This is a genomic window from Vibrio sp. Vf1514 (genome assembly GCF_052076135.1).
Classification (GTDB): Bacteria; Pseudomonadota; Gammaproteobacteria; order Enterobacterales; family Vibrionaceae; genus Vibrio; species Vibrio furnissii.
In genome coordinates this window covers 591,161-613,560 of sequence record NZ_CP197267.1, presented here as the reverse complement: position 1 = coordinate 613,560, position 22,400 = coordinate 591,161, and the positions used below count along the sequence as shown (strand labels likewise).

The window sequence follows — 22,400 nt, the reverse complement described above, 5'->3', positions numbered from 1 at the left end:
TCTTCCCGATATTCGATGCTTCCCATCATGCCTGACTGGCCTTCTCGATTGAGATGTGGTCGGCGTAATCACGCAACTGTAAACGCGGTGCCTGCAAGACCAAACTCGCCAACACACGCACCTGATGCGCCAGTTCGTCCGTCCATTGCGGCCACAAACGCGCGATGTAATGGTTATTGCCTTCGCCGCTGGTCATGAAACCGTCATTAAATGTCTCGGCCATCTTCTTGAGCGATTTTTCTTCATCGTCGCCCCATTGCCCGCGGCTAAATCCGGCTTCAATACTGGCCAATGCTGTTTTCGGGAAATAAGCCAGCGGCGCAGTCATGCCTTGGTAATAAAGGCGCGCCAATTCGTTCAGTTGCGCGAGTGCCAGCGCTGCGCTCTCACTGGCGTTGCCGTTCAATGGCGGCAGCACCTGATGCACCACGCCGTCTTTGCGATCGTAGCCAATCACATGCGTGATCAAGTTAGCGCCCGATGCCGCTGCCGCCAGATGGTCGATCCACGCCGCCAGCATATCTTCCGAGCGAATCGCACCGCTGCGATAGCGCACCAGCCCCGATTGATAGCGCCGTGTCAGCCAGCCACTTAAATGCACCGGGCGTGACTGTCCGAGCGCCGTGAGGGTCAGGTTGACATCGAGATCATCGAGCGGCGCCTGACAGAGAAACTGGACTTTTTCGACCAGCTCTTCGGCTTGCACACGGTTGGTTTCAAATTCCAACTCACCAAATGCGCCGACCGGCAGCTTGCCTTGCGCACGCTGCTGCTTATTGAATTGCGCCAACACTTCGTCACGTGCCTGCGCCGAGGGTGCGTTGAGCAAGCCGTCCAACAGCGCGTCACGCAGCTGATAGCTGGCAAGGCCACCGAGCGCGAACGGCTCATCGTCTTCCATCACCGGCAAAGGCGGCTCAAACACCACTTTCAGGCGGCGATTGAAGAAATATTGCACCGGTAAGCGCCAAAAACGTTGCAGCTCAACCAGATCCAATTCCAACGGATAAACCGCATCGAGCAGATAATCATCCAACGCGCGGTGGAACGTGCCACTCGGAGTGCCTTGGCGCAGCGCAGCAGGCAGCCACTCTTTGGCATAGCTGCCGACATCGGTCAAAAACGCTTGTGGACTGAAGGGCACCATGGCGTGAGTGAACTGCAACTGCTTAATCAGGCGCGCGCCAGAGTCATCACTCGGCAGCGCTTCATCGCCGGCCAAGCAATAGTTCTGCTGGCAATATTCCAGCAATTCAGTCACCAACACCGACGGCACGCGCTCCGTGTTATCCTGAATCGAGCGGCCCACGTAGCTGATATACAAGGTATGCTGCGCGGAAAGCATCGCTTCGAGGAACAGATAACGGTCGTCATCGCGGCGCGAGCGATCGCCCGGACGCGTGCGGCCGTTCATTAAATCAAACCCTTCCGGCGGCATGGAACGCGGGTAAACCCCATCATTCATCCCCAACAGGCAGACGACGTTAAACGGAATCGAACGCATCGGCATCAGGGTACAGAAGTTGACCTGACCAGCGAGAAAACGCTGGCTGACGCGCGTTCCAGACAGCTTGTCATGCAGGTACTGCCCCATGATGGCGGGCGATATCGCGTCGGCGTATCCGGCGTCAGCAAGCTGCTCTTTAAGCGCCGCAAGCGTGTCGCGAATCGATTTGAGTGCCATCTCACCATCCAGATCGACGCTGAAACAGTCATCAAGCAGCGACGACAGTAGCTCACGCCACGCCTCAATGGGCTGCGTTTGCGCCAGTCGCTGACGGTAATCGCTGATGGTGTCGATGAAATGCGCCAGTTTGCCAGCGAGTTCCGCGCTCATGCCCTGCACTTCGTTGTACGGTGCCATGGCGTGACCGCCCGCTTCAAACAAGCCAACCGATGACGGCATCGCATAGCCCAGCAACATGCGGGCGATGCCGAACTGCCATGTGTTCTGATGGGTCTGCGGCAGCTCAAACTCTTGCGCGGTCGCGTCGTTGAGCCCCCAGCGAATGCCCGACTCTTCGACCCAGCGTTTGGCGGTGTCAAATTCGCTCGCATCAAGCGCAAAGCGCGCCATCATCGCTGGCGTTTCCAGAAGTTCCAGTAATTCCGACGCCAGACAGCGCGATTGTGGTAAAGCAACCAACTGCATAAACGCATTGAGAATCGGACTTTCCTGATCAGCGGTGCGGTCGGAAATCGAATACGGGATAAAACGTTCCCCCGGCGCGTTACCAAACACCGCCTGAATATAAGGGCTGTAGGCGTTGATGTCGGCCACCATCACAATGATGTCGCGCGGTTTGAGTTCCGGATCGCGGTCAAACATCGCCAGCAATTCGTCATGCAGTACTTCCACTTCCCGCATCGGGCTATGGCAGGCATGCAGCGTCAGTGAGCGATCGCCGTGAGGCAGTGCGGGTTTGTGCGCGCTGCTGTCCAGCAACGTGTCGTCTTGATGTTCTTCGAGATGCAGAATGTCGGCCTGCAACTGATGCAGCAGCGAATCCCGCGGCACATCAATAAACAGTTCATGCTCTTCGTTGTCGCTTTGCGCCAGCAAATAGAGATTATCGCGCCCGAGTTTGCCCATCGAGGCCAACAAGCTGTTACCGACGGCTTGCGCGGTGTGCAGCTCATCGCCCGCGTAATCGTCCAGCTCACCTTTCAGTGGCGACACTTCCCCCGCCACCGTGAAGGTGTGTGTCTCCGCGTTGGGATGGAGGACCAGTTGTTTGCGGCGCTGACTTTCCACCCGCGCCAGATATTTACGGTCGCGAATATCGCCCCAGTAATGCTGACATGGGTTGGTAAACATCAAATGCACGTCAATGTGTTCGCCGAGCGCTTTGAGGGCGTCCATGTAACGAGGAGGCAACGACGAGATGCCAAAGATAAACAGGCGTTTTGGCAGCGCTGCACGCAGCGCCTCATCGTGTGTCAGATCGATGTGCGCTAAGGCGTCGATGAAGCTTTGGTAGAGGTTGGCACGGTGATAATGCGATTGGCCTTGCGCCAGCGTGTAATCGTAGAGGGCTTTCCACAACACCGGCTGCCACGGGTGCTCCCCGTCGATTTCGGCCACGCTTTCCCCCGCTTCCCAATGAGCGATCCAGTCAGGGCGATACACCAAGTAACCATCAAAAATATCGGCGATTTTTTCTGCCAGTTGATAGAGCTTCGACTGGTCGGTATCGTCTTGCAGGTAGCGGCGCAGCGGCGCGAATACATCCTGATCCAACTGCGAGGGCAGCAGTTCCATCAGTTTCCAGGTCATCGCTTCTTTGTTGAAGGCACTGCGTTTGGGCACGTTCGGCAATACCTGAGTGAACATCTCCCAGATGAAAGTTGCCGGCAGCGGAAAATCGAGATTGGCCGCAACACCGAGCTCTTGCGCCAGCGCCATTTTCAGCCACTGCGACATCCCCGGGCTTTGTACCAGAATCTGCTCTTTCTCAAACGGATTGGCCAGTGGATCGTTTTTAATCAGATGCACCAGCAGAATCTTCAGCGTATCAACTTTGTTGGCGTGGTAAACGGTAAACACAATGCACTCATGCTGCTCTAGCTTTCATAGCCACTGAGATTAGCATAAGTGCATTTGAGGAATGACAATTTTGCGGTTTTCGATGCGCAAAGGGTTACGCATTGCTCATAATTCGAGGCGCTGGCTGATAATACATCACATAACGCAGCGCCACGTAACTGACCACCACGGTAGCGACCAGCAATTCCACCATCGCCAACGCGTGAATTTGGTGCACATCTTGTGCCGCCATACCGATGCTGTCCATCCAGTGCGCCATTTTGAACAGCGCGGTGGCACCAATCACCATCGGGAAGGTGAATGCCGCATAGCCCGGGCTAAATGGCAGGCGCAGCAAGCGAGTGAACGCCAAGTAGATGATCGCAGTCATCAGCACCGCAATCCCAAACAGCAGCGCAATCACCACTGGCGATGGGGTGGCAGTTACTGTCAAGTAACCGGCCATCGACAGGCTGGCTGGCGCGGCCAGAATTGCCATGGTGGGTTTAGCCGCATCCGGCACTTCTTGGGTGAACATAAAGCGATAGATCATCACCGGCAGCATCACCGCGTAAGCCAGCATGCCAAACAGCAGCGCGCCATGAGCAATCGGAGCCAGCGCCGGGTTGCCGGAAAACGCCACGTCAGCGACGATAATGCCCACCGGCGGCACAAACCAGCTTGGCACCATGTGGTGCAGTTCGAACGCTTTGGCGCGGTGGTACACAAAACTCGCCAGAAAAATCACATGCAGCACCACAGCCATCAGCCACAATGCATCGCCCGCGACAGGGAAAAACTGGCCGACGGAATGGCTGACAACCATGGTCGCCATCGCATAAGTGGGCACCACGCTGCCGACCACCGGATGGGCCAAATCTTGGCGCAATAGATGGCCGTGACACAGAAACTTCACGGTCAGGATCAGCAGCAGTACGCTGGCCAGTGCCGCGCCAGTCCATTGACCGACGCCATGCAAATCAGCGGCATTTTCCCAGCACCAGCCCAAACTGGCGATACCGAGCGCCAAACCCGCCATCGGTGTTGGCGCGCCCATCACTTTGTTTTTCGCAGTTCGAATCATAACCACCTCATCACTCGGTTACTTCAACAACACGACGAAACCGGCCGTCAACCGCGTCGTATTCGGGAATGAGGGCATAATACGCTTGCACTACGTTTGAATATATCTAATTATTCCTAACAGACGTTCAATCTAACTTAACGAAAATGGCATCTAATATTTCCCTCAAACAGTTGCGCGTGTTCACCACCATCACGCAGCACAAAACCCTGACGGCGGCGGCCGAGGTACTGTTCCTCTCCAAAGCGGCGGTCAGCATGGCGCTCTCGGAATTGGAGAAGCAGCTCGGGCACGCGCTGTTTGATCGGGTCAACAACCGGCTGATCCTCAATCAAGAAGGGCAAAAGCTCTTGCCGTTGGCCGATGAACTGCTCAGCCGCGCCAAAGATCTCGATCACCTGTTTGAAGATAACCAAACCCTTTCCGGCCAACTGCGCATCGGCGCCAGTGACACCATCGGCAATCAGGTCGCACCCTATTTGCTCAGCGCCTTTCGCGCCCAATTTCAGCATCAGTCGCAAAGCCTGTTTATTTCTAACTCGGCGCTGATCTGTCAAAAACTGGTCGACTACGAGCTTGATATTGCGCTGATTGAAGGCAAAACCTTGCACCCACAATTGATGTCGACTCAATTCAGCCAGGACGAAATGTGCATCGTGTGCGCGCCGAATCATCCGCTGGCGAGCAAAGACAAAATTGTGCTCAGCGACTTTGAGCACAGTGAATGGGTGCTGCGCGAAGCCGGTTCCGGCTCACGAGAGTTTTTCCTGCGCGTGATGGCGCCGCGCATTGAGCAGTGGCACGAAGCGTTTGAGCTCAACACCACGGAAGCGCTGATCAACAGCGTTTCCGCCGGGCTGGGCTTTGGCTGCCTGTCGCGCCTTGCGGCGCAAACCGCGATTCATGACGGGCGCGTGCACGTGCTCAATGTGCCGCTCGACATGAAGCGCCGCTTTTGGGTTCTGGTGCATAAAGAGAAATATCAAAGCCCGCTGCTCAAGCGTTTTATTGAATTCTGTCACCACTGGCCAGCGTGATGCCGTAGCTCTCAGTTTGACGTCGCTGGCTGGACTTTTGCATTTGAAAACTGTATAAACAGCCAGTAATTTTTTAGCAAAATAATGTAGAGGATGAACCATGGCTGTCATCGTTAAGTACGTGGTGGAACGCAACGGAGAAGAGAAAATGACTTTTACCTCGAAGGCCGAAGCTGACGCTTATGACAAAATGCTGGACACAGCAGATGAGCTGTTCGAGCTACTGGGTAAAAGTGAACTGATCGAAGACGAAGCGAAACAGGAAGAGCTGGCCATGTTCCTGGCACAGAACAAAGAAGAGATTCTTTATGCTCTGGGCGCGAAGCGCAAGCCAACCCCAAAAAAGCCTAAAGCGGTCAAAACCGAAGACGCGGTTGACGACGCAGCTTAATTCGACACGAAACCGCTGCCTGAGCAGCGGTTTTTTTATCTCTGGCGTTCAGATCGGTCGGCACAGCGGCAGATCAAGCTCCACTTCCATCTAAAGAGATGTGTCTCTCAAAAGACAAAAAGTATCGTTCGATGGACGGATCCTTTTTTTACCCTTTCTTCTCTGAAAGAGTCTCTCTATGATGATTTCAACCCAATGACTGGATGACGCTCAACCCATCACTGTCACACAATAATTTTAAAGCTTAACGATTAATGGAGACCAACATGGCAAACTTTGCACTGGGCTTTGGTACTGCAACCAAAAACCGCGACGGAAAAATCATTGAAGTATTCTTCCCGACGCCGATCCTCAACCCAAGCGACCAGCTGGTTGCTGATTTGGCAGCAGTGGCTGGCTACAGCGAAGGCAACCAAGCGTTGGAGATCACCGCAGCGCAAAGCGCTGAGCTGGCCAAAGCGTTTGCAGCGAACGATCAAGCGGCAAGCGCAGCGTTTGCCGAGAAAGCAGCCGCTTCAGCACAGCCATTGGTGTTGGTGATTCTGGCATCAGATGACAAACCACAAAGCGTGGCAGAAGGCTTTTTGAAACTGCAACTGATCTCAAACCGTCTGGTTCAGCCTCACGGCACCGTACTCGATGGCATTTTTGGTCTGCTACACAACATTGCTTGGACCAACGAAGGCCCAATCGACCTGCCTGAACTGGCCGATCGCCAAATCGAAGCGCGTCTGGCTGGCCGCGCATTGAGCGTCGATTGTGTCGACAAATTCCCAAAAATGGTGGACTACGTGGTCCCAACAGGCGTACGTATCGCTGATACCTCGCGCGTTCGTCTGGGCGCACACGTGGGCGAAGGCACCACCGTGATGCACGAAGGTTTCATCAACTTCAACGCAGGCACAACCGGCGTGAGCATGGTTGAAGGCCGTATTTCTGCAGGTGTTCTGGTAGGCAACGGTTCTGACATCGGCGGCGGCGCATCGATCATGGGTACGCTGTCTGGCGGCGGTAAAGTCGTGGTGTCTATCGGTGAAAACTCACTGCTGGGCGCAAACGCCGGTCTGGGCTTCCCACTGGGCGACCGTTGTACGGTGGAATCAGGCTTGTACGTCACCGCGGGCACCAAAGTGCGCATGCTGGACAAAGATGGCAACGAAGTCGAAATCGTCAAAGCGCGCGACTTGGCTGGCGTGTCCGACCTACTGTTCCGTCGCAACTCTCAAACCGGTCAGGTTGAGTGTCTGGCGAACAAATCTGCAGTTGAACTGAACAGCGAACTGCACAGCAACAACTAAGTCAGCCCGATTGAATCAGCGCTAAAAATAGAGCGAACTTGCCGCGAACATGTCGGCAACATTCAAAAGGAATCAAAAACAAGGTCAGCCTGCGGGTTGGCCTTTTTTGTCACTCCAATTCAGCGGGTTGAAAAAGGATTTTGCTCAATAGTGGCGTTTTGATTCAATTCAGTTATCATTTAATGAATTTCCGCACGCCATTGAATGCCACTCTGGTGACGAAACTCGTCAGCCATGAGAGCGGAAATCCACATTGTTGCTTCGTATAACCCCACTGATAGGGTGTGGGGGTCTCTACCAGAATCCGTAAAATTCTGATTACGAAGAGTTAAGCGCACGATCGCTTTTCTCTTTGTATGGCCCAACACAACCACCCAAGGTGAAAAGCGATTAATCTCAACTTTTTGATTAAGAGCCGATATATGAAAGAATTTATTCAGCAACTCCCTAAGGTGGAACTGCACCTACACATTGAAGGGTCACTCGAACCGGAACTGATGTTCGACCTCGCCCAACGGAACCAGATTGCGATTCCCTTTACTTCCCCGGATGAAGTGCGCGCGGCCTACCAATTTTCCAATCTGCAATCGTTCCTCGATATTTACTACCAAGGCGCCAACGTGCTGATCCACGAACAAGACTTTTTCGATCTCACGTGGGCTTACTTGCTGCGTTGCCAGCAAGACAACGTGATGCACACCGAAATCTTCTTCGATCCGCAAACGCACACCGCGCGCGGCATCGCGTTTGACACCGTGATTCGCGGCATCACGCAGGCGCTGGACAAAGCGCAGCAAGAGCTGGGCATCTCCAGCCAACTGATCATGTGTTTCCTGCGCCATCTCAGCGAAGATGATGCCATGCTCACCCTGCAGCAAGCACTGCCGTACAAAGACAAGATTGTCGGTGTCGGTCTCGATTCGTCTGAAGCGGGGCATCCGCCGGAAAAATTTTCACGCGTGTTTCACCAAGCCCGTGAAGCTGGCTTTCTAGCCGTGGCACACGCGGGGGAAGAAGGGCCGGCGCTGAACATTCGCAACGCGATTGATTTGCTTGGCGTGCAACGTGTCGATCATGGCGTGCGCTGCGTGGAAGATGCTGAGCTGGTTCAAGTGCTGCAAGAGACGCGCATGCCGCTGACTGTTTGCCCGCTCTCGAACCTAAAACTGAAAGTGTTTAGCGAGATGGATGAGCACAACGTGGTTGAACTGCTGCGCCAAGGGCTATGCGTGACCATTAACTCTGACGATCCAGCTTACTTTGGCGGCTACATGACCGATAACTTTATGGCGGTCGCCAACGCACACCCGATGTCGCACCAAGAGCTGGCGCAATTCACCCTCAATGCGATTGAAGCGAGCTTCATCTCCGCTGAAGACAAGGCGCGTATGAGCGCGCAAGTGCATGAGGTGCTGGCGCGCTTTGCGTAATACGAGGAACTGACGCCCCCACCAACACAAAAGCTGCGCATGGCGCAGCTTTTCTTTTCTTCGCCCGATTAACCGGGGTGCCCATCGACTCTGGGCGTGAGTAACATCGCGCCAAATCGCAACACAAACAAACCAAACGCCAGCGCCCACAATCCGGCACTGAGGTTAATCCATTCCATCATGTGCGCCGGCCAAAACGCCACGCCCAAGCTGCGCACCAACGCCGCCAAGAGCAGCGCGGCAAATGCCAGCGCCATGTTCGGCCCTTGGTAAATGGCTCGGCCAGTATGTCCCATCGTCACACGTGCGATCATCGCTAAAATCAGCCCGGCAAGCGCCCCGATCGCAAACAGGTGTAGTAGGGTATGCGACACAAAACCGGGATTGACGAACCCGCGCACCAGCAGGCTCAGCGGAATACACGCATACGCCCCATGCAGCGACCACACCAAAGGTTCACTGAGCGTACGCCACGGTTGCCAACGCAACCAGCGAACCCATTGCGCGGCGCCTGCCAGCAACATCAGCGGCTGCGCCAATTGCGCTTCAGCAATCGGGAAAAAACTGACAATAAACAGCGCCACCAGCGGCCCGTTAGCCAGTACATCCAACCACAGTTTGGGCGCAGCTTTCTCAAACTGAAAACGGCGCGCGGTGAAAAACGGAATCACCCGCCCGCCCATTACTGACAACAGCAACATGAACCACCACAACATCGCCTGCCACACCGCAGAGGAAGGAAACGGCGGCATGCCTTTGATGGTGGCATAACTGGCAAAGTTGGCCACCATCGCTAGTGCAAACAGCGGCACAAAAAACAGATTACGCCAGCCTTTGGCTTTCACCACGCGCATACCGATTTCGTACGCCGTCAGCGCCAAAAACAGCGCTTCAATACTCGACGTTAACCACAATGGAACTGGCGTCCAAAACAGCACGCGCACCAGCAGCCACAACGTGACCAACAACGCTAAACGTCTGCTTTTGGTGCCGGGAATGCCAGTCCAGTTTTGGACAGCAGTGATCAAAAACCCCACCACAATCGCCATCGCAAACCCAAACAACATCTCATGCACGTGCCACCACAATGCAGGCACACGCAGTACATTCGGCTGCCCCTGCTGGAACATCCACACCCAAGCGACCACGGCAATCACCGCGTACACGCTGCCCAATAAAAAGAACGGTCGAAACCCCAACCGCAAGTAAGCCGGAATGCGCTCTTCAACCCGTTTATCGACAATATTTAACACGCTGACCTCTTCTGCCTCGTTCAGGGAGTATGACTTAGCCTAGGCATAAAGCGAGCCAGAAAATTATTCATTAAATATCAATCAATTAAAAATAAACCTTTCATTTTCGAGTCAAAAAAACACAACAAAAAAGGAGTCATTAAGACTCCTTTGATTGATGATGACTCACTATGATGACACTGGGTCGCGGCGGCTAATCACCACACAAGCAATTTGCTTTTGTTTGCCAAAGCCGATGATCTGCGACAACGCTTTTTTGCCCACCGGCACGTAAGCCGATGCCACAGCGTGATCTTCTGATTCCGCATGTGGATCATGAAAGAAAAAGAACTTGTCGCTCATGCCACTCAAGACGATCCAGTGCGGCTCTTTCTTGCCATCAAAACGATAGGTGCTAATGAGCAGTAGCACGCACGAACCCTGCGTGACCCACATTTCGAGCTGCGCTTGGCTTGGCGGCGCGTCAATGATCTCAACATCTTCTTGCGCCAATTGACGACAAAAGTCCTGATGCACCAGCTCAATCACCTGTTTCTTGTTCGGATCGCGCACGCTGTCGATGAATGGTGTGCTGCGTGACTGGTTCCACAGCTCGACATGAAAACCGCGCCGCGCTGCCGAGAGCGCGAGGCCCTGTCCGCTGCATCCACCATGGCCAGCCGCCATGAAAATGGTGGTCGCTTCACGCCACAATTGCAGCTCTTGCGTGCGGCTGGGTTCAAAGTGCTCATCGAGGCATGAAAAGCTCATCATCAGACATGCGGCACCGCAGGTAAACGGCGTGGTTTGCACGTACAACGGCATGGGTAGCAGCACTTTCTGACCATGGGGCGTCAACCGTTTCTGCATGCGACGTCCATCACATAAATCGTCATAGTAATGGATGAGCAGCTTCAAAGTTTTGTAGCCCATTTTTTCATATAAATTTATCGCTGCTATATTGTCTTCACGTACTTCTAGCCGTAATGTAGTAGAGCCTTGATCAAGAGCTGCACGCTCGCATTGCTCGACTAATGTCTGAGCAATCCTCCGTCCTCTGAAATCAGGTTTAACGGCAATCGAATACAACCTTGATAGCTGTGTACCTTGATGAAATAGTAGCAATGCATATCCAGCCAGTTCCTCACCGGCGTCCGCCACGAAAATAATCGCCTGGTTGGAGTGTAAAAAACGCTTCATTTGACGCGGAGAAATTTTATCCCCATCAAATAGCTGTTGTTCTAACGCATTAAGCGCATTGAGATCAGCACTGTTCGCAAGACGAAAGTCCATACGATGTCCTTACTGAATTTACAGGATAGTGGTTGGCAAGATTGCGATTTAGATTACCCAAAACACTTGGCGTCACCGCCATACAAACTGTCGAGAACGCTTTCTCCACCGGAGAAAAGAAGTTGGGCAGTCTGACGTGGGGTGTCAAGTCTAGGGCTATGATACACCTATTGTGATAGGAAAAAATTAACTATGGCAAACCTTTTAATCGTGACAGATCAAGCCAGTGACTGGCAGCAATACTTCCCATCCGAACAAGTGATCAGTGTCGATCAATACCTCGACGCTGATTGGAAAGACAGTCACCGCAGCTTGCAAGTGGTCAACCTGTGTCGCGATTACGACTACATGAGCACTGGCTATTACTGCTCCCTGATGGCGGAAGCTCGTGGTCACCGTGTGATTCCTCGCGTCATGGCGATCAATGACATCAACCAACCGTTTTTGCTCTCCAGCGGCTTACTCAAACTGCATAAGTTGTGCAAAGACACCGACTCGATTCACTGCAAAATTTACTTTGGCCGTACACCGGAACCCGGGTTAGAAAAATTGGCCCGCCATCTGTTTGAACAGTTTATGGTGCCGGTGATTGAGCTCAGCATGACCAAACACCAAGGCCATTGGCAAATCAGCAAGATCGCGCCGTTCTCTTTCCAGAACCTAGACGATCCAGAGCAAGATTTCTTCATTGAGTCACTGGAACAGTTCTCCACCAAAATCTGGCGTAAACCCAAACAAGAGAAAAAGTATCGCTACGACATGGCGATGTTGGTCGACGACGAGGAAAAAATGCCGCCATCCGATGCGTCTGCATTGAAGCGTTTTCGCCGTGCAGCCAACCGTTTGGGCATGAACTTGGAAACCATTTCTCCCGACGATTTGTCCCGTTTGGGCGAATTTGATGGCCTGTTTATTCGTGCGACCACCAACATCAGCAACTTCACCTACCGTTTCGCCAAAACGGCCGAGAAGATGGGCTTGGTGGTGATGGACGATTCCGAATCGATCATGAAATGCACCAACAAAGTGTTCCTGACTGAGCTGCTGCAACGCCATAACATTCCGGCTCCGCGCAGTGTGATCGTGCAAAGTTTCGATCCCAACTGGAAATCTTACCTGATGGAGCATTTAGAGTTCCCGATGGTGTTGAAGATTCCTGATGGCGCTTTCTCACGTGGCGTGGTCAAAGTTCGCAACGAACAAGAGCTGGAAAACGAAGCCAACGCACTGTTTGAAAAAAGTGCGCTGATCTTGGCGCAGGCGTTTATGCCAACCGACTTTGACTGGCGCATCGGCGTGCTGAACCACCAACCGATTTTCGCGTGTAAATACATGATGAGCCGTGGCCACTGGCAGATTTACCAACACCACAGCAGCGGCCGTGTGTCTTCCGGCGGTTTTGAAACATTAGACTTGAAACAGGTGCCCAAACACGTGGTGGATGTGGCACTCAAAGCGGCCAATCTCATCGGAGGTGGGCTATATGGTGTTGACTTAAAAGAGATTGACGGTCAAGTTTATGTTATCGAAGTCAATGATAACCCGAGCATTGACCACCATGTCGAAGACGCCTTCCTCGGCGATCTGTTGTACGACCGGGTGATGACCGAGTTTCTCCGTCGCATTCAGATGCGCGGATTCTAAACTGAAAGCCAGGGTAACCCCTGGCTTTTTCGCATAAGAGGATTGTTATGGATTTTCTCATTGACCACTGGCGTTTTAGTGACGATCAGGCAACGCAACCTGAAGGGTCACCGCAACACATTGAAGCCGGTCACTGGTATCACTGCCAACGCGATGCTGCGGGCGTTCGAGACTGGTTGATCGCCAATACCATTCCCGCCTCCATCGTCGACAGCTTACTGGCTGAGGACACCCGTCCGCTGTTTGAACAGTATGACGAACAAAACTTTTTGCTGATTCTGCGTGGCGTCAATCTGAACGACAACTCCGACCCAGCCGATATGCTCAGCGTGCGCATTCTGTACTACAACGGTGCGTTGATTTCGAGCCGGAAGATTCCCTCCAAAACCATCAATACCTTGCGCAATGCCTTGCTTGACGGCAATGGCGCCAAGAACTTAGCGGAATTGGTACTGGGCATCATCGATGGCTTAAACCGCAACATCGATTACTACCTCGATTTGGTTGAAGATAAAGTCAGTGCCTTTGATGATGAAATCGAACTGAGTGAAGAGCTGATGGACACCCACAAAGCGCTGCTGAAAATCAAACGCTTCATTAAGCCGCAGCAATACGCCATCGACGATTACCTCAACTCCAGCGTGCCACTGGCAGGCAGCAAGCACCTGCGCTTACGCCACAGTGTCAACACCATCACGCGCATCAACGAAACACTGGATTTCTACCTCAGCGAGCTGGAAATCATCAAAGGCGAACTGCGTCAGTACCACGCTGAGAAGATGAACCAGAACACCTATTTGTTCTCGGTTATCGCGGCGATTTTCCTACCCACCAGCTTTTTAACCGGCCTGCTTGGTGTTAACGTGGGAGGCATTCCCGGCACTGAATCCCCACTGGCCTTTGGCTTCTTCTGTGCCGGCTTGGTGGCAATTTTTGCGCTGGAGTTCTGGATTCTGCGTCGTTTGCAGTTTTTCAGCAATCAGCCTTAACCCCGTTTCGCTCGGGCTGCAGCATGATGTCACGCACAACGCATAGCGCGTAGCCCGAACCCACTTTCTCGTCGAACTGCTCGACGTTCAACCGGAGTCATGGAGACACTATGTACATTTTCGGCTACGGAAGCCTGATGAATTCTGCATCCCGACAACTCACCGGCAACACCGGGCGTGCGCTGCCCGCCACGGTGCATGGTTTGGTACGGTATTGGGGAAAAATCGATGATAGCTACGTCATTTCACCGCTGGTCGTCAATCCGGGCGATGGCCAAGTGAACGGCGTATTGCTGGAGATTGATGAGGCAGCCTTGGCGGAATTTGATCGCCGCGAACGCGGGTATCAGCGCATTGCGTTGACCGCAGAACAAATCGAAACCGATGCCGAGTTTGACGCGAGCCAAGCGATTTGGGTGTACGTCACCGCGCAGCATCAACCGCCGTGTGAACGTAGCCCGATTGTGCAAACCTACGTGGACACCGTCTTGGCAGGCTGCTTGGAAGTTTCTGAAGCGTTTGCGCGTCATTTTGTGGAGCACACCGTTGGCTGGCAGCACCCCTTGGAAAATGATCGCCATGCGCCCAAATATGGCAATTTAGCCGGCGTGACCCCAGCGCATCAATCGGTGATCGACGCACTGATAGCACACGTGCGTTAAACAATCCGAACCCCTGAGGCAATCGGGCGCTCGGGGGTTAACAACACACTCTCTTCCCCATCAACCGTTTCGGCACACAGCAACATACATTCCGACAACTCACCGCGCATGGTGACCGGTTCAAGATTACACAGCACCACCACTTGACGGTTCATCAGCTCATCGGCCTGATAATATGGAACCAAACTGGTGACCGTTTGCAGCGTCTGTTCCCCCACTTCGATTTGCACAATGTAAAGCTTGTCGGCGTTCTCGTGGCGTTTCACCGCGCGAATGATGCCAACGCGTAAATCAAGTTTGGCAAACGCGTCATAACCGACGGTATGAAAGGTTGAGTCCATGGCTGAGTTCCGAAAGTGAATAATCGCTCACACTAGCAAGCCCTTGCGAAAGCACAAGTCACATTGAGCGGAATTATGAACACTCGCACGTCATTCACTTGACAAAAAAATGCCCTCGTCACATGGCGAGGGCAAACATCGCTTCACCGTGAAACGTTACAGTTTCTCCCCCATCAGTTGAAACTGATACACGGTTGAGTAAGCGTATTCTTGTTCAGGAAGCAGCATGCAACTCGCCTGTTGCCATTCTGGATGGTTGGGTGAATCGGGCAGGAATTGGGTTTCTAACGCCAGCCCTTGATAATTCTGATAGACCGAACCGTGACGCCCCGGATTCCCTTGCAGCCAGTTGCCGCTATACAGTTGCAGCGCGGGCTTGTCGGTGTACACGTGCAGAGTGACCAATTCATCATCGGAAATGAGCGTCGCCGCACAGGCGCCGTGGCGACAGGCCTCGTTGAGCCAATAGCTGTGATCGTAACCGTTGGCCGGCACTTGCTGCTCATCAAGCATCAGATCCTGACCGACAGGTTTAATGCGGCGAAAATCGAACCCGGTGTCGGTAACGCTATGCAACTCGCCAAGCGGAATCGCCGTTTCATCCGTCGGCAAATAATCATCGGCGTTGATTTGTAGTTTATGGTGCAGCACGCTCGCGCCAGAATCGGCGCCCATGAGGTTAAAGTAACCGTGGTTAGTTAAGTTGACGGGCGTTGCTTTGTCGGTAACCGCGTGATAACGGATGCAGACTTCATTGTTGTCCGTCAGTTCATAGGTCACGGATGCCTCGACATGGCCCGGAAAGCCCTGCTCGCCATCCGCTGAGGCGATTGAAAATACCGCTTGATTCTCGGAGTGACGGGTCAATGTCCAACGGCGATGACTCCAGCCCGGCTGTCCACCGTGCAGGCAGTTTTCACCCTGACTGGCCGTCACGTGCACGGTTTGGCCTTGGTATTGGTATTGCGCTTTGGCAATGCGGTTGGCATAACGCCCCACCGTGGCACCAAAAAAGCAGCCTTGCGCTTCAAACGCAGCCATGGTGTCGACACCAAGCAGCACTTCACGCACTTCGTTTTCCAGCGGCAACTGACAACTCAACCACGTCGCACCGATATCCATCAGCACAATGCGCATACCATGACGGTTGGTCAGTTCAACCAACGTCGCCACGTTTCCGTCTTGAAACGGTTCGCGAGTCATCGACTCAAACAACGGACTAACCACCCAACACCTCCGTTGCCGTGCCATTCGATTTCACGGCACGTCGCCATCTAGTAAATACTTTTTTCATGTCATTCATTCTCTACATCGACATCAATGAATGGATGGCAGTGTAGCAACCGACCCCAACGGCATACTGTGATTGAATTGGCATTAATGGAAACGTTTACATGGATATTCCCGCTATCTTTTTGCACAAAATCTGCATCCATACAGACCTCAGCAACGAGGCATGCTGAGCCAAGTCGTTTTGAGCAGCGATGACTCGAAACACACCAAGTCATGTCGATTCAATAATTTGCACTAAACTAATATGACAGAAAGTCAGTCGAGTGACGCAATGGAATGTCGAATCCCACGCCCTCATTGGCGTGAAGAATGGCGCAGCCTGAAACAGATGCTTGCCGAAGATAAGCTCATCTATCTTTACGTGCTGATTCTGATTGTCAGTATTTATGGGGTGATTTCATGGGGTGGCATTGAGACCAAACTACATTACCGGCTCACCACTTATTGGGGATCCATCGTGCACACGACCAGTGTGACATTTGTACTCTGGTGCACGTACTTTTATGGCTATATGCTCAAAAACCGTATTGCTCACCCCACGCTTTATCTGCTCAAAACCGTGCTCTCTTTCTGTTCGCCACTCTCTCGCCCGTTGGCCTGCTTGCTGACACTGTTGTGTCTTAGTGTGGTCCTGTCCAGCTACACCTACATGAAATCCATCATTCCAGATATTCAATTCTATCAATACGATGCGCTGTTTTATCAGTGGGACAAAGTACTCCATGCGGGTATGTCGCCTTGGAAAATCACCCACGCCATCTTTGCCCATCCATTGGCCACGATGGTGATTAACTTCTTTTACAATCTGTGGTTTTTCGTCATTTGGGGCATCTTGGTGTTTTTCATTTTATACCGACACAAACCCGCCCTCCGGCTACGTTTTTTTCTCTCCTTCATCACGTGTTGGATACTGCTGGGCTGCGTGTTTGCCACGCTGTTGTCCTCGGCGGGCCCTTGTTTCACCGAATTGCTGAATGCTTCACACGATGAATACGCCCCGCTGATGCAGCGCCTTCAGGATCAAAATGACTGGTTACAGCAAAACCATTTCCCCTCGATTTGGGCTTTGAATATTCAGGACGTACTCTGGCATCAGTTCGAAACGCGCGACCAAGGCATTGGCTCGGGAATATCAGCAATGCCCAGCATGCACGTCTCAATGGCGGTTCTACTCGCACTTGCGGTTTCTACATTGCATCGTCAATGGGGAATATTGGCATGGTGCTACGCACTCATGATCCAAATTGGTTCCGTTCATCTCGCATGGCATTACGCCATCGATGGCTATGTAAGTGCTCTGGTGACCGTCATCATTTGGTTTGTATTTAAAGTCATCACGATTGATAAGCAACATTCCTAACTTAGTTGATCATTAATCTCATCCATGCATTTTAATACATGCATGAACGTGACATTGTTCTAATTATTCAAAAACGAAAAAATCACAGATAAACTATAATGTAAGAAAACATTGTTTGTAGGGCTGGGCATGGATACAATTCTAATAATAAATAAATACGTAAACTCTGAATTAATACATTTTAAAACACTGATAAAACAGGATAAATATATACATTACATAGCATTGTTATTGATTCTATTCATTTATACCTTAGAGTTCTCCAACAATATATCATCATTAAAATACTCAAGTTTAATATATGCATCTTCTTTATTTAAAATATCATATTTAACATTCATAAGTTGGTGCGTATACTTTTATTTTCTTATGTTAGCAACTAAAAACCCTCACCCTATAATAGCATGGTTAAATGCCATAAAAAATGCTTTTAAAACCCCATCAAAAACGTTAGCATTAATTTTTTTCATTATTTCCATTAGCCTCGTATTTTCTACGTACACATATTTAAAAACAATTATTCCAGATGTAAATTATTTCTATAGTGACAATACATTAAGTTATATTGATAGTTACATTCATTTTGGCTCAACCCCTTGGAAAATAACTCACGGACTATTTAAACATGCTATATTCACTTTAATTTTTGATTTGAACTATAAGTTTTGGTTTATTGTAACGTGGGCGTCATTACTTTACTTTATTGTCCATAGAGAAAATAATACATTAAGAAACCAATTTATATTAACATTTATATTTTGTTGGTTGATAATCGGCACATTCATGGCGACATTATTTTCATCTTCTGGCCCATGCTTTGTTCATCTCATTAATCAAAGTTCAGACTACTTGCCATTGCTAGATAAATTAAATACCCAAAATAGAGAACTAATATCACTTGGCTTGCCAATGCTAAGTTCACTTGAGATCCAGAATAATCTTTGGTTAATGTATGAAAATCGGCAACAAGGCATTGGTTCGGGAATATCAGCAATGCCCAGCATGCACGTCTCAATGGCGGTTCTACTCGCACTGGCGGTTTCTACATTGCATCGTCAATGGGGAATATTGGCATGGTGCTACGCACTCATGATCCAAATTGGTTCAGTTCATCTCGCGTGGCATTACGCCATCGATGGCTATGTAAGCGCTCTGGTGACCGTCATCATTTGGCAAACCATGGGTTGGTTGATGAAGAGAACAACGCCCTCATCGTAATGTCACAAACCTGCTGTATTTTCTTACAACTTTTTCGTTGAGCTCGATGCTATCTCTCCCTACATTGCGGGCGGAAGACGGGCGACAAACAAGCAGGATGAGATGGTCAACATATTCAGAATCTTCTTTACGTTGGGGTGGGTCTGCTTTGGCGGACCGGCAGCGCACATCGGGTATTTCAGACAAACATTCGTGCACAAGCATCGCTGGTTGAGTGATGAAGAATACGCACAAATTGTCGCGCTGAGCCAGTTTCTACCCGGCCCGGGGTCAAGCCAAGTCGGCTTTGCGATTGGCTACCGACAAGGCGGCCTAAGCGGTGCCTGCGCTGCTTTTCTCGGCTTTACATTACCATCAGTACTGCTGATGTTACTTGTGGCGATGATCAGCAGCCAATTGCTCGAACAACCGCTATTTTTACACATCGTGCATGGCTTGAAGTTACTGGCTGTGCTGGTCGTAGCCGATGCGGCTTGGGGCATGTATCACAACTTTTGCCGTCAAAAGCTGACGGTGATGATCTGCTTTCTGACCGCCATTGCGTTGCTCTGCCTGCCAACCCTGTCGACACAAATGCTGGTGCTGCTGGTCGCCGCTCTCGTGGGTGCCGTGCGCTTGAAAGCGACACCACCCGCAGCGAACTCAGACAGGATAAAATGCAACGGGGCTTTCTTCGCTTGGCAGCCGCTGAGTCTTTTTGTCGCCCTCTTGATTGGCTTGCCACTGCTGGCCGCTTATGCTCCGCTATTGAGTCTATTCAACCATTTTTATCAAGCGGGCAGTTTGGTGTTTGGTGGTGGCCATGTCGTGCTGCCGTTATTGCAAAACTCACTCGGCGCCCAACTCACGACCGATACCTTTCTGACGGGATACGCCGCAGCGCAAGCTGTGCCTGGCCCCATGTTTACACTCGCGACCTACCTCGGTTACGCACTCGCTCCTGATTTCCCGGTCAGTGCTGCACTGCTCGCCACGCTGGCAATTTTCCTACCGGGATTCTTGTTGTTACTGGCGGTCTTGAAGCAGTGGCGCGCGCTCGCAGCAATACCAGCGGTTCATGGTGCGCTAGCGGGCGTGAATGCGTCGGTGGTCGGTTTGCTCGTGGCAGCGCTATACCAACCGGTGTTTGTGAGCGCGGTCAGTCAGCCCTTAGACATCGCTTGTCTCTTGTTAGGGTTCGTGCTGCTCAAAATACTGCGTCTGCCCATTTTACTGATGGTGGTTTATTTCGCCGCAGCGGGAGTGTGCTTGGGGTTCATCTAGATCAAGATTTGGTTGGATTTGTTGGCGATCCGTTGGTGGTTTCTCTTGGCAATGACCTAAACTTAAGTTCGGGGTAAGCACCGTGAGCAAGGAGGCGCCGACATGAATACCCACAGCAAATCAGGTGAACATAGTTTCTTTCCCACTGCGGGCACATTGAATAATCAGTTGGCCGATATTCATCATCGATTGTTGGTGACCGAACCCAACATCGACCGCATCTCATTTGCGCTCTATGATCATGAACATGATTTGCTCAAAACATACGCCGACAGTACGTTTCATGGCTTTGAACTGATGCATTACGAGTTTCCGCTCAGCGAATTACCCGCGCTCAAACTCTGCGCTCAATCCGGTGAGTGCCGCTATGTGAACGATATTCCCTTAGAGCTGAAACCCACTTACCCGCACACAAAATGGTTAATTGAGCAAGGTTTTCGCTCATCGTTAGCCATCCCGGTTTATCACGAGAAAGCCTTCATTGGATTTTTATTTCTCAACTCCTGCCAACGGGAATTCTTCAATGAAATCAAAACATCCAGCTTAAAACCTTACATTGAAATTTTACGTTTTGTCGTTTCATCCGAATACGATCTGGTCCATACGCTGCTGGATTCGGCCAACCACCTTAACGCAAACTCTCCTGAGCATTTAAAAGAGTCACGTGAGCATCGTGAACGCATCAGCCGATTTGCAAAAGTGATTGCCGTGGAAGTGGCACCGATCTATCAGCTCGACGATGAAACCATCGAGAACATCAGCCAATTTTCACGCTGTCACGACATCGGCAAGCTGTCCGTGCCAACGAGCGTGCTGACCAAGCCCAGTCATTTGGAAGAGGACGAACGAGCGCAGCTCAACGGCCATGTGGAAAAGGGCGTCGAGATCATCAATCACATCATTGACGACATGGGGGCGCCCAACCATCCGTGCGTGTCGGTCTTAAAAGAAATCGTGGCTTACCATCACGAATTTCTCGATGGCAGTGGCTATCCGTATGGCTTGACGCAAGATGACATCCCGGTGTCCGCTCGCATCATTTCGGTTGCCAACGTGTTTGATGCGCTAACTAGCCATCGCCCTTATAAACAAGCGTGGTCAGTGCCATTTGCGTTACTGGAATTGGAGAAAATGGTGTTGTCTGGCAAGCTGGATAAACACTGCGTCAATGCGCTGCGTTACCACCAAGAATTTCTGAAGAAAGTGATTGAAGCCTATCCTGAGCCAGACCCCAAAGATAGGCTAGATACACATCACTGACCTCGGCCATGCCATCACTGCGTTGTGACTGTCGTTACTGCAGCAGCGCCTGAATTTGCAGCAGAGCCTGAATTGGCGTCTGAGGTGTTGGCGCGAACTTCCAACAACGCACGCTCCAAGTTTTCATTTGCCACTTTGTAGTAAGAGGGTTTCTTGTCAATCGCTTGTTGCAAGTACGGAATCGCTTTCTCCGGTTTGCCCTGCAACATCAAGAAATAGCCCACGTTGTTTAACGCTTCGGGCGCATCCATAAAGCGCATGAACACGTTCAATGCCCGCTGCTCTTCGCCAGTGGCGAGGTAAATCAAGGCGAGATTGTTCTGCGCCCGTTCATTGGTTTTGTCTTGCTCTAACGCTGCCACGGTGTAGCGCTTAGCGTTGTCGTACTCGCCACTCATGTAATAAGAGTACCCCATGTTCATCAGGGCCTTGCTCGACTTCGGTTCAATTTTCAAAGCGTGTTGATAAAACGCTTTGGCAACGTGATGTTTGGCTTTCACATCATACAGAATCCCCAAGCCCATATATGCCAGCGCGGGCGACTGATTGTCACTGCTGAGCTGTTCAATCGCGGTGATCGAGACACTGTTGAGCGCAAGTTTCTCACGGCTGGCCAAACGCAGTTGGTCTGCATTGATCGCACGAATAAAGTAACTTTCCCCCTGCTCAACATCCCCTTGTTTGGTGTAGTTGGAACCCAGTTGTTGCAACACTTTGATGTTGTTCGGGTTGGCATCTAAAGCCAGAAGATACGCCTTTTCCGACAGTTCCAGATTGCCCCGCGATTGATGAATACGCCCAATGGTGTACAAGGTTTTATCGCGATATTGCGCATCAGGAAAATCCAACGAACGAATGTACTCATACAGTGCCAAGTCAGTGTTGTTACCTTTTAATGCGTAATCACCGCGTTTAATCGCCTCCACTTCAGTCAACGGCGCAGCGTCAGAGTTAAACGTTTCAACCGGACGACCATCATAAAGCTCATTTTCAAAAGGTTTGGGTTGATCGGTTTGACTGGCACAACCACCCAGCGTGATCAGCATCAGCAACGTCGCGTAACGTCTTCTCATAAATAC

General features: G+C 51.4%; 18 protein-coding genes and 1 riboswitch. Of the genes, 11 read left to right on the top strand and 7 right to left on the bottom strand.

Annotated features, from left to right (window positions below):
* Positions 1-25: 25 nt before the first annotated feature.
* Together recC and ACS18Q_RS02905 are read right to left on the bottom strand one after the other, a co-directional pair.
* Entirely contained in the window at positions 26-3,547 is a 3,522-nt protein-coding gene (gene recC, locus ACS18Q_RS02910; protein ID WP_441257353.1) for an exodeoxyribonuclease V subunit gamma, read from the bottom strand.
* A gap of 94 nt (positions 3,548-3,641) precedes the next feature.
* Positions 3,642-4,610 carry a TDT family transporter gene (locus ACS18Q_RS02905; protein WP_165880207.1) on the bottom strand — a complete coding sequence of 323 codons (969 nt, stop codon included), beginning with the start codon at positions 4,608-4,610 and terminating at the stop codon, positions 3,642-3,644.
* Positions 4,611-4,756: 146 nt separating this feature from the next.
* Here ACS18Q_RS02905 and ACS18Q_RS02900 point away from each other — a divergent pair, with 146 nt between their 5' ends.
* From ACS18Q_RS02900 to ACS18Q_RS02885, 4 genes are all read left to right on the top strand, one after another.
* Positions 4,757-5,647, top strand: coding sequence for a LysR family transcriptional regulator (locus ACS18Q_RS02900; protein ID WP_004729510.1), 891 nt, complete (start codon positions 4,757-4,759; stop codon positions 5,645-5,647).
* A 100-nt stretch (positions 5,648-5,747) separates the two neighbouring features.
* On the top strand, positions 5,748-6,038 hold the full coding sequence (locus tag ACS18Q_RS02895) for a YebG family protein (protein ID WP_004729512.1): 291 nt from the start codon (positions 5,748-5,750) through the stop codon (positions 6,036-6,038).
* Between the two features lie 266 nt (positions 6,039-6,304).
* Positions 6,305-7,336 (top strand): 2,3,4,5-tetrahydropyridine-2,6-dicarboxylate N-succinyltransferase, encoded by a 1,032-nt coding sequence (dapD, locus tag ACS18Q_RS02890; RefSeq protein WP_158108110.1) that lies wholly within the window; start codon positions 6,305-6,307, stop codon positions 7,334-7,336.
* 241 nt (positions 7,337-7,577) lie between these two features.
* A riboswitch (purine riboswitch) is annotated at positions 7,578-7,677 on the top strand.
* An 81-nt stretch (positions 7,678-7,758) separates the two neighbouring features.
* Positions 7,759-8,766 (top strand): adenosine deaminase, encoded by a 1,008-nt coding sequence (locus tag ACS18Q_RS02885; protein ID WP_014205688.1) that lies wholly within the window; start codon positions 7,759-7,761, stop codon positions 8,764-8,766.
* A gap of 68 nt (positions 8,767-8,834) precedes the next feature.
* Here ACS18Q_RS02885 and ACS18Q_RS02880 read toward each other — a convergent pair whose 3' ends face one another.
* Positions 8,835-10,019, bottom strand: a complete 1,185-nt coding sequence (locus ACS18Q_RS02880; protein WP_441257352.1) for an NnrS family protein — start codon at positions 10,017-10,019, stop codon at positions 8,835-8,837.
* Between the two features lie 168 nt (positions 10,020-10,187).
* Positions 10,188-11,291: a GNAT family N-acetyltransferase/peptidase C39 family protein gene (locus ACS18Q_RS02875; RefSeq protein ID WP_004729523.1), complete on the bottom strand. Its 1,104-nt coding sequence runs from the start codon at positions 11,289-11,291 to the stop codon at positions 10,188-10,190.
* A 192-nt stretch (positions 11,292-11,483) separates the two neighbouring features.
* Here ACS18Q_RS02875 and ACS18Q_RS02870 point away from each other — a divergent pair, with 192 nt between their 5' ends.
* The 3 genes from ACS18Q_RS02870 to ACS18Q_RS02860 all read left to right on the top strand — a co-directional run bounded on the left by ACS18Q_RS02870 (position 11,484) and on the right by ACS18Q_RS02860 (position 14,586).
* Complete coding sequence (locus ACS18Q_RS02870; RefSeq protein WP_014205691.1) at positions 11,484-12,935, top strand: RimK family protein; 1,452 nt, start codon at positions 11,484-11,486, stop codon at positions 12,933-12,935.
* A 47-nt stretch (positions 12,936-12,982) separates the two neighbouring features.
* Complete coding sequence (locus tag ACS18Q_RS02865; RefSeq protein WP_441257351.1) at positions 12,983-13,924, top strand: zinc transporter ZntB; 942 nt, start codon at positions 12,983-12,985, stop codon at positions 13,922-13,924.
* A 110-nt stretch (positions 13,925-14,034) separates the two neighbouring features.
* Positions 14,035-14,586 (top strand): gamma-glutamylcyclotransferase family protein, encoded by a 552-nt coding sequence (locus ACS18Q_RS02860; protein ID WP_232658472.1) that lies wholly within the window; start codon positions 14,035-14,037, stop codon positions 14,584-14,586.
* On the opposite strand, the gene ACS18Q_RS02855 is transcribed toward ACS18Q_RS02860, so the two are convergent.
* Together ACS18Q_RS02855 and galM are read right to left on the bottom strand one after the other, a co-directional pair.
* Positions 14,583-14,927 (bottom strand): tRNA-binding protein, encoded by a 345-nt coding sequence (locus ACS18Q_RS02855; protein ID WP_004729531.1) that lies wholly within the window; start codon positions 14,925-14,927, stop codon positions 14,583-14,585. The two genes, ACS18Q_RS02860 and ACS18Q_RS02855, sit on opposite strands and share 4 nt — an antisense overlap.
* A gap of 156 nt (positions 14,928-15,083) precedes the next feature.
* Positions 15,084-16,178 (bottom strand): galactose-1-epimerase, encoded by a 1,095-nt coding sequence (galM, locus tag ACS18Q_RS02850; protein WP_441257350.1) that lies wholly within the window; start codon positions 16,176-16,178, stop codon positions 15,084-15,086.
* A gap of 313 nt (positions 16,179-16,491) precedes the next feature.
* Here galM and ACS18Q_RS02845 point away from each other — a divergent pair, with 313 nt between their 5' ends.
* The 4 genes from ACS18Q_RS02845 to ACS18Q_RS02830 all read left to right on the top strand — a co-directional run bounded on the left by ACS18Q_RS02845 (position 16,492) and on the right by ACS18Q_RS02830 (position 21,321).
* Positions 16,492-17,580, top strand: coding sequence for a phosphatase PAP2 family protein (locus ACS18Q_RS02845; RefSeq protein WP_441257349.1), 1,089 nt, complete (start codon positions 16,492-16,494; stop codon positions 17,578-17,580).
* A 369-nt stretch (positions 17,581-17,949) separates the two neighbouring features.
* Complete coding sequence (locus ACS18Q_RS02840; protein ID WP_441257348.1) at positions 17,950-18,798, top strand: phosphatase PAP2 family protein; 849 nt, start codon at positions 17,950-17,952, stop codon at positions 18,796-18,798.
* A gap of 102 nt (positions 18,799-18,900) precedes the next feature.
* Positions 18,901-20,061, top strand: coding sequence for a chromate efflux transporter (gene chrA, locus ACS18Q_RS02835; RefSeq protein WP_441257347.1), 1,161 nt, complete (start codon positions 18,901-18,903; stop codon positions 20,059-20,061).
* Between the two features lie 102 nt (positions 20,062-20,163).
* Entirely contained in the window at positions 20,164-21,321 is a 1,158-nt protein-coding gene (locus ACS18Q_RS02830) for an HD domain-containing phosphohydrolase (protein ID WP_143680168.1), read from the top strand.
* 14 nt (positions 21,322-21,335) lie between these two features.
* On the opposite strand, the gene ACS18Q_RS02825 is transcribed toward ACS18Q_RS02830, so the two are convergent.
* Positions 21,336-22,394, bottom strand: a complete 1,059-nt coding sequence (locus ACS18Q_RS02825) for a tetratricopeptide repeat protein (protein WP_158141090.1) — start codon at positions 22,392-22,394, stop codon at positions 21,336-21,338.
* Positions 22,395-22,400: the final 6 nt, after the last annotated feature.

Bases quoted from the DNA above. Each gene is read 5' to 3' on its own strand.
- ACS18Q_RS02905 (WP_165880207.1), bottom strand. From the start codon at position 4,610: ATGATTCGAACTGCGAAAAACAAAGTGATGGGCGCGCCAACACCGATG.
- ACS18Q_RS02900 (WP_004729510.1), top strand. From the start codon at position 4,757: ATGGCATCTAATATTTCCCTCAAACAGTTGCGCGTGTTCACCACCATC.
- ACS18Q_RS02895 (WP_004729512.1), top strand. From the start codon at position 5,748: ATGGCTGTCATCGTTAAGTACGTGGTGGAACGCAACGGAGAAGAGAAA.
- dapD (WP_158108110.1), top strand. From the start codon at position 6,305: ATGGCAAACTTTGCACTGGGCTTTGGTACTGCAACCAAAAACCGCGAC.
- ACS18Q_RS02885 (WP_014205688.1), top strand. From the start codon at position 7,759: ATGAAAGAATTTATTCAGCAACTCCCTAAGGTGGAACTGCACCTACAC.
- ACS18Q_RS02875 (WP_004729523.1), bottom strand. From the start codon at position 11,291: ATGGACTTTCGTCTTGCGAACAGTGCTGATCTCAATGCGCTTAATGCG.
- ACS18Q_RS02870 (WP_014205691.1), top strand. From the start codon at position 11,484: ATGGCAAACCTTTTAATCGTGACAGATCAAGCCAGTGACTGGCAGCAA.
- ACS18Q_RS02865 (WP_441257351.1), top strand. From the start codon at position 12,983: ATGGATTTTCTCATTGACCACTGGCGTTTTAGTGACGATCAGGCAACG.
- ACS18Q_RS02860 (WP_232658472.1), top strand. From the start codon at position 14,035: ATGTACATTTTCGGCTACGGAAGCCTGATGAATTCTGCATCCCGACAA.
- ACS18Q_RS02855 (WP_004729531.1), bottom strand. From the start codon at position 14,927: ATGGACTCAACCTTTCATACCGTCGGTTATGACGCGTTTGCCAAACTT.
- galM (WP_441257350.1), bottom strand. From the start codon at position 16,178: ATGGCACGGCAACGGAGGTGTTGGGTGGTTAGTCCGTTGTTTGAGTCG.
- ACS18Q_RS02845 (WP_441257349.1), top strand. From the start codon at position 16,492: ATGGAATGTCGAATCCCACGCCCTCATTGGCGTGAAGAATGGCGCAGC.
- ACS18Q_RS02840 (WP_441257348.1), top strand. From the start codon at position 17,950: ATGTTAGCAACTAAAAACCCTCACCCTATAATAGCATGGTTAAATGCC.
- chrA (WP_441257347.1), top strand. From the start codon at position 18,901: ATGGTCAACATATTCAGAATCTTCTTTACGTTGGGGTGGGTCTGCTTT.
- ACS18Q_RS02830 (WP_143680168.1), top strand. From the start codon at position 20,164: ATGAATACCCACAGCAAATCAGGTGAACATAGTTTCTTTCCCACTGCG.
- ACS18Q_RS02825 (WP_158141090.1), bottom strand. From the start codon at position 22,394: ATGAGAAGACGTTACGCGACGTTGCTGATGCTGATCACGCTGGGTGGT.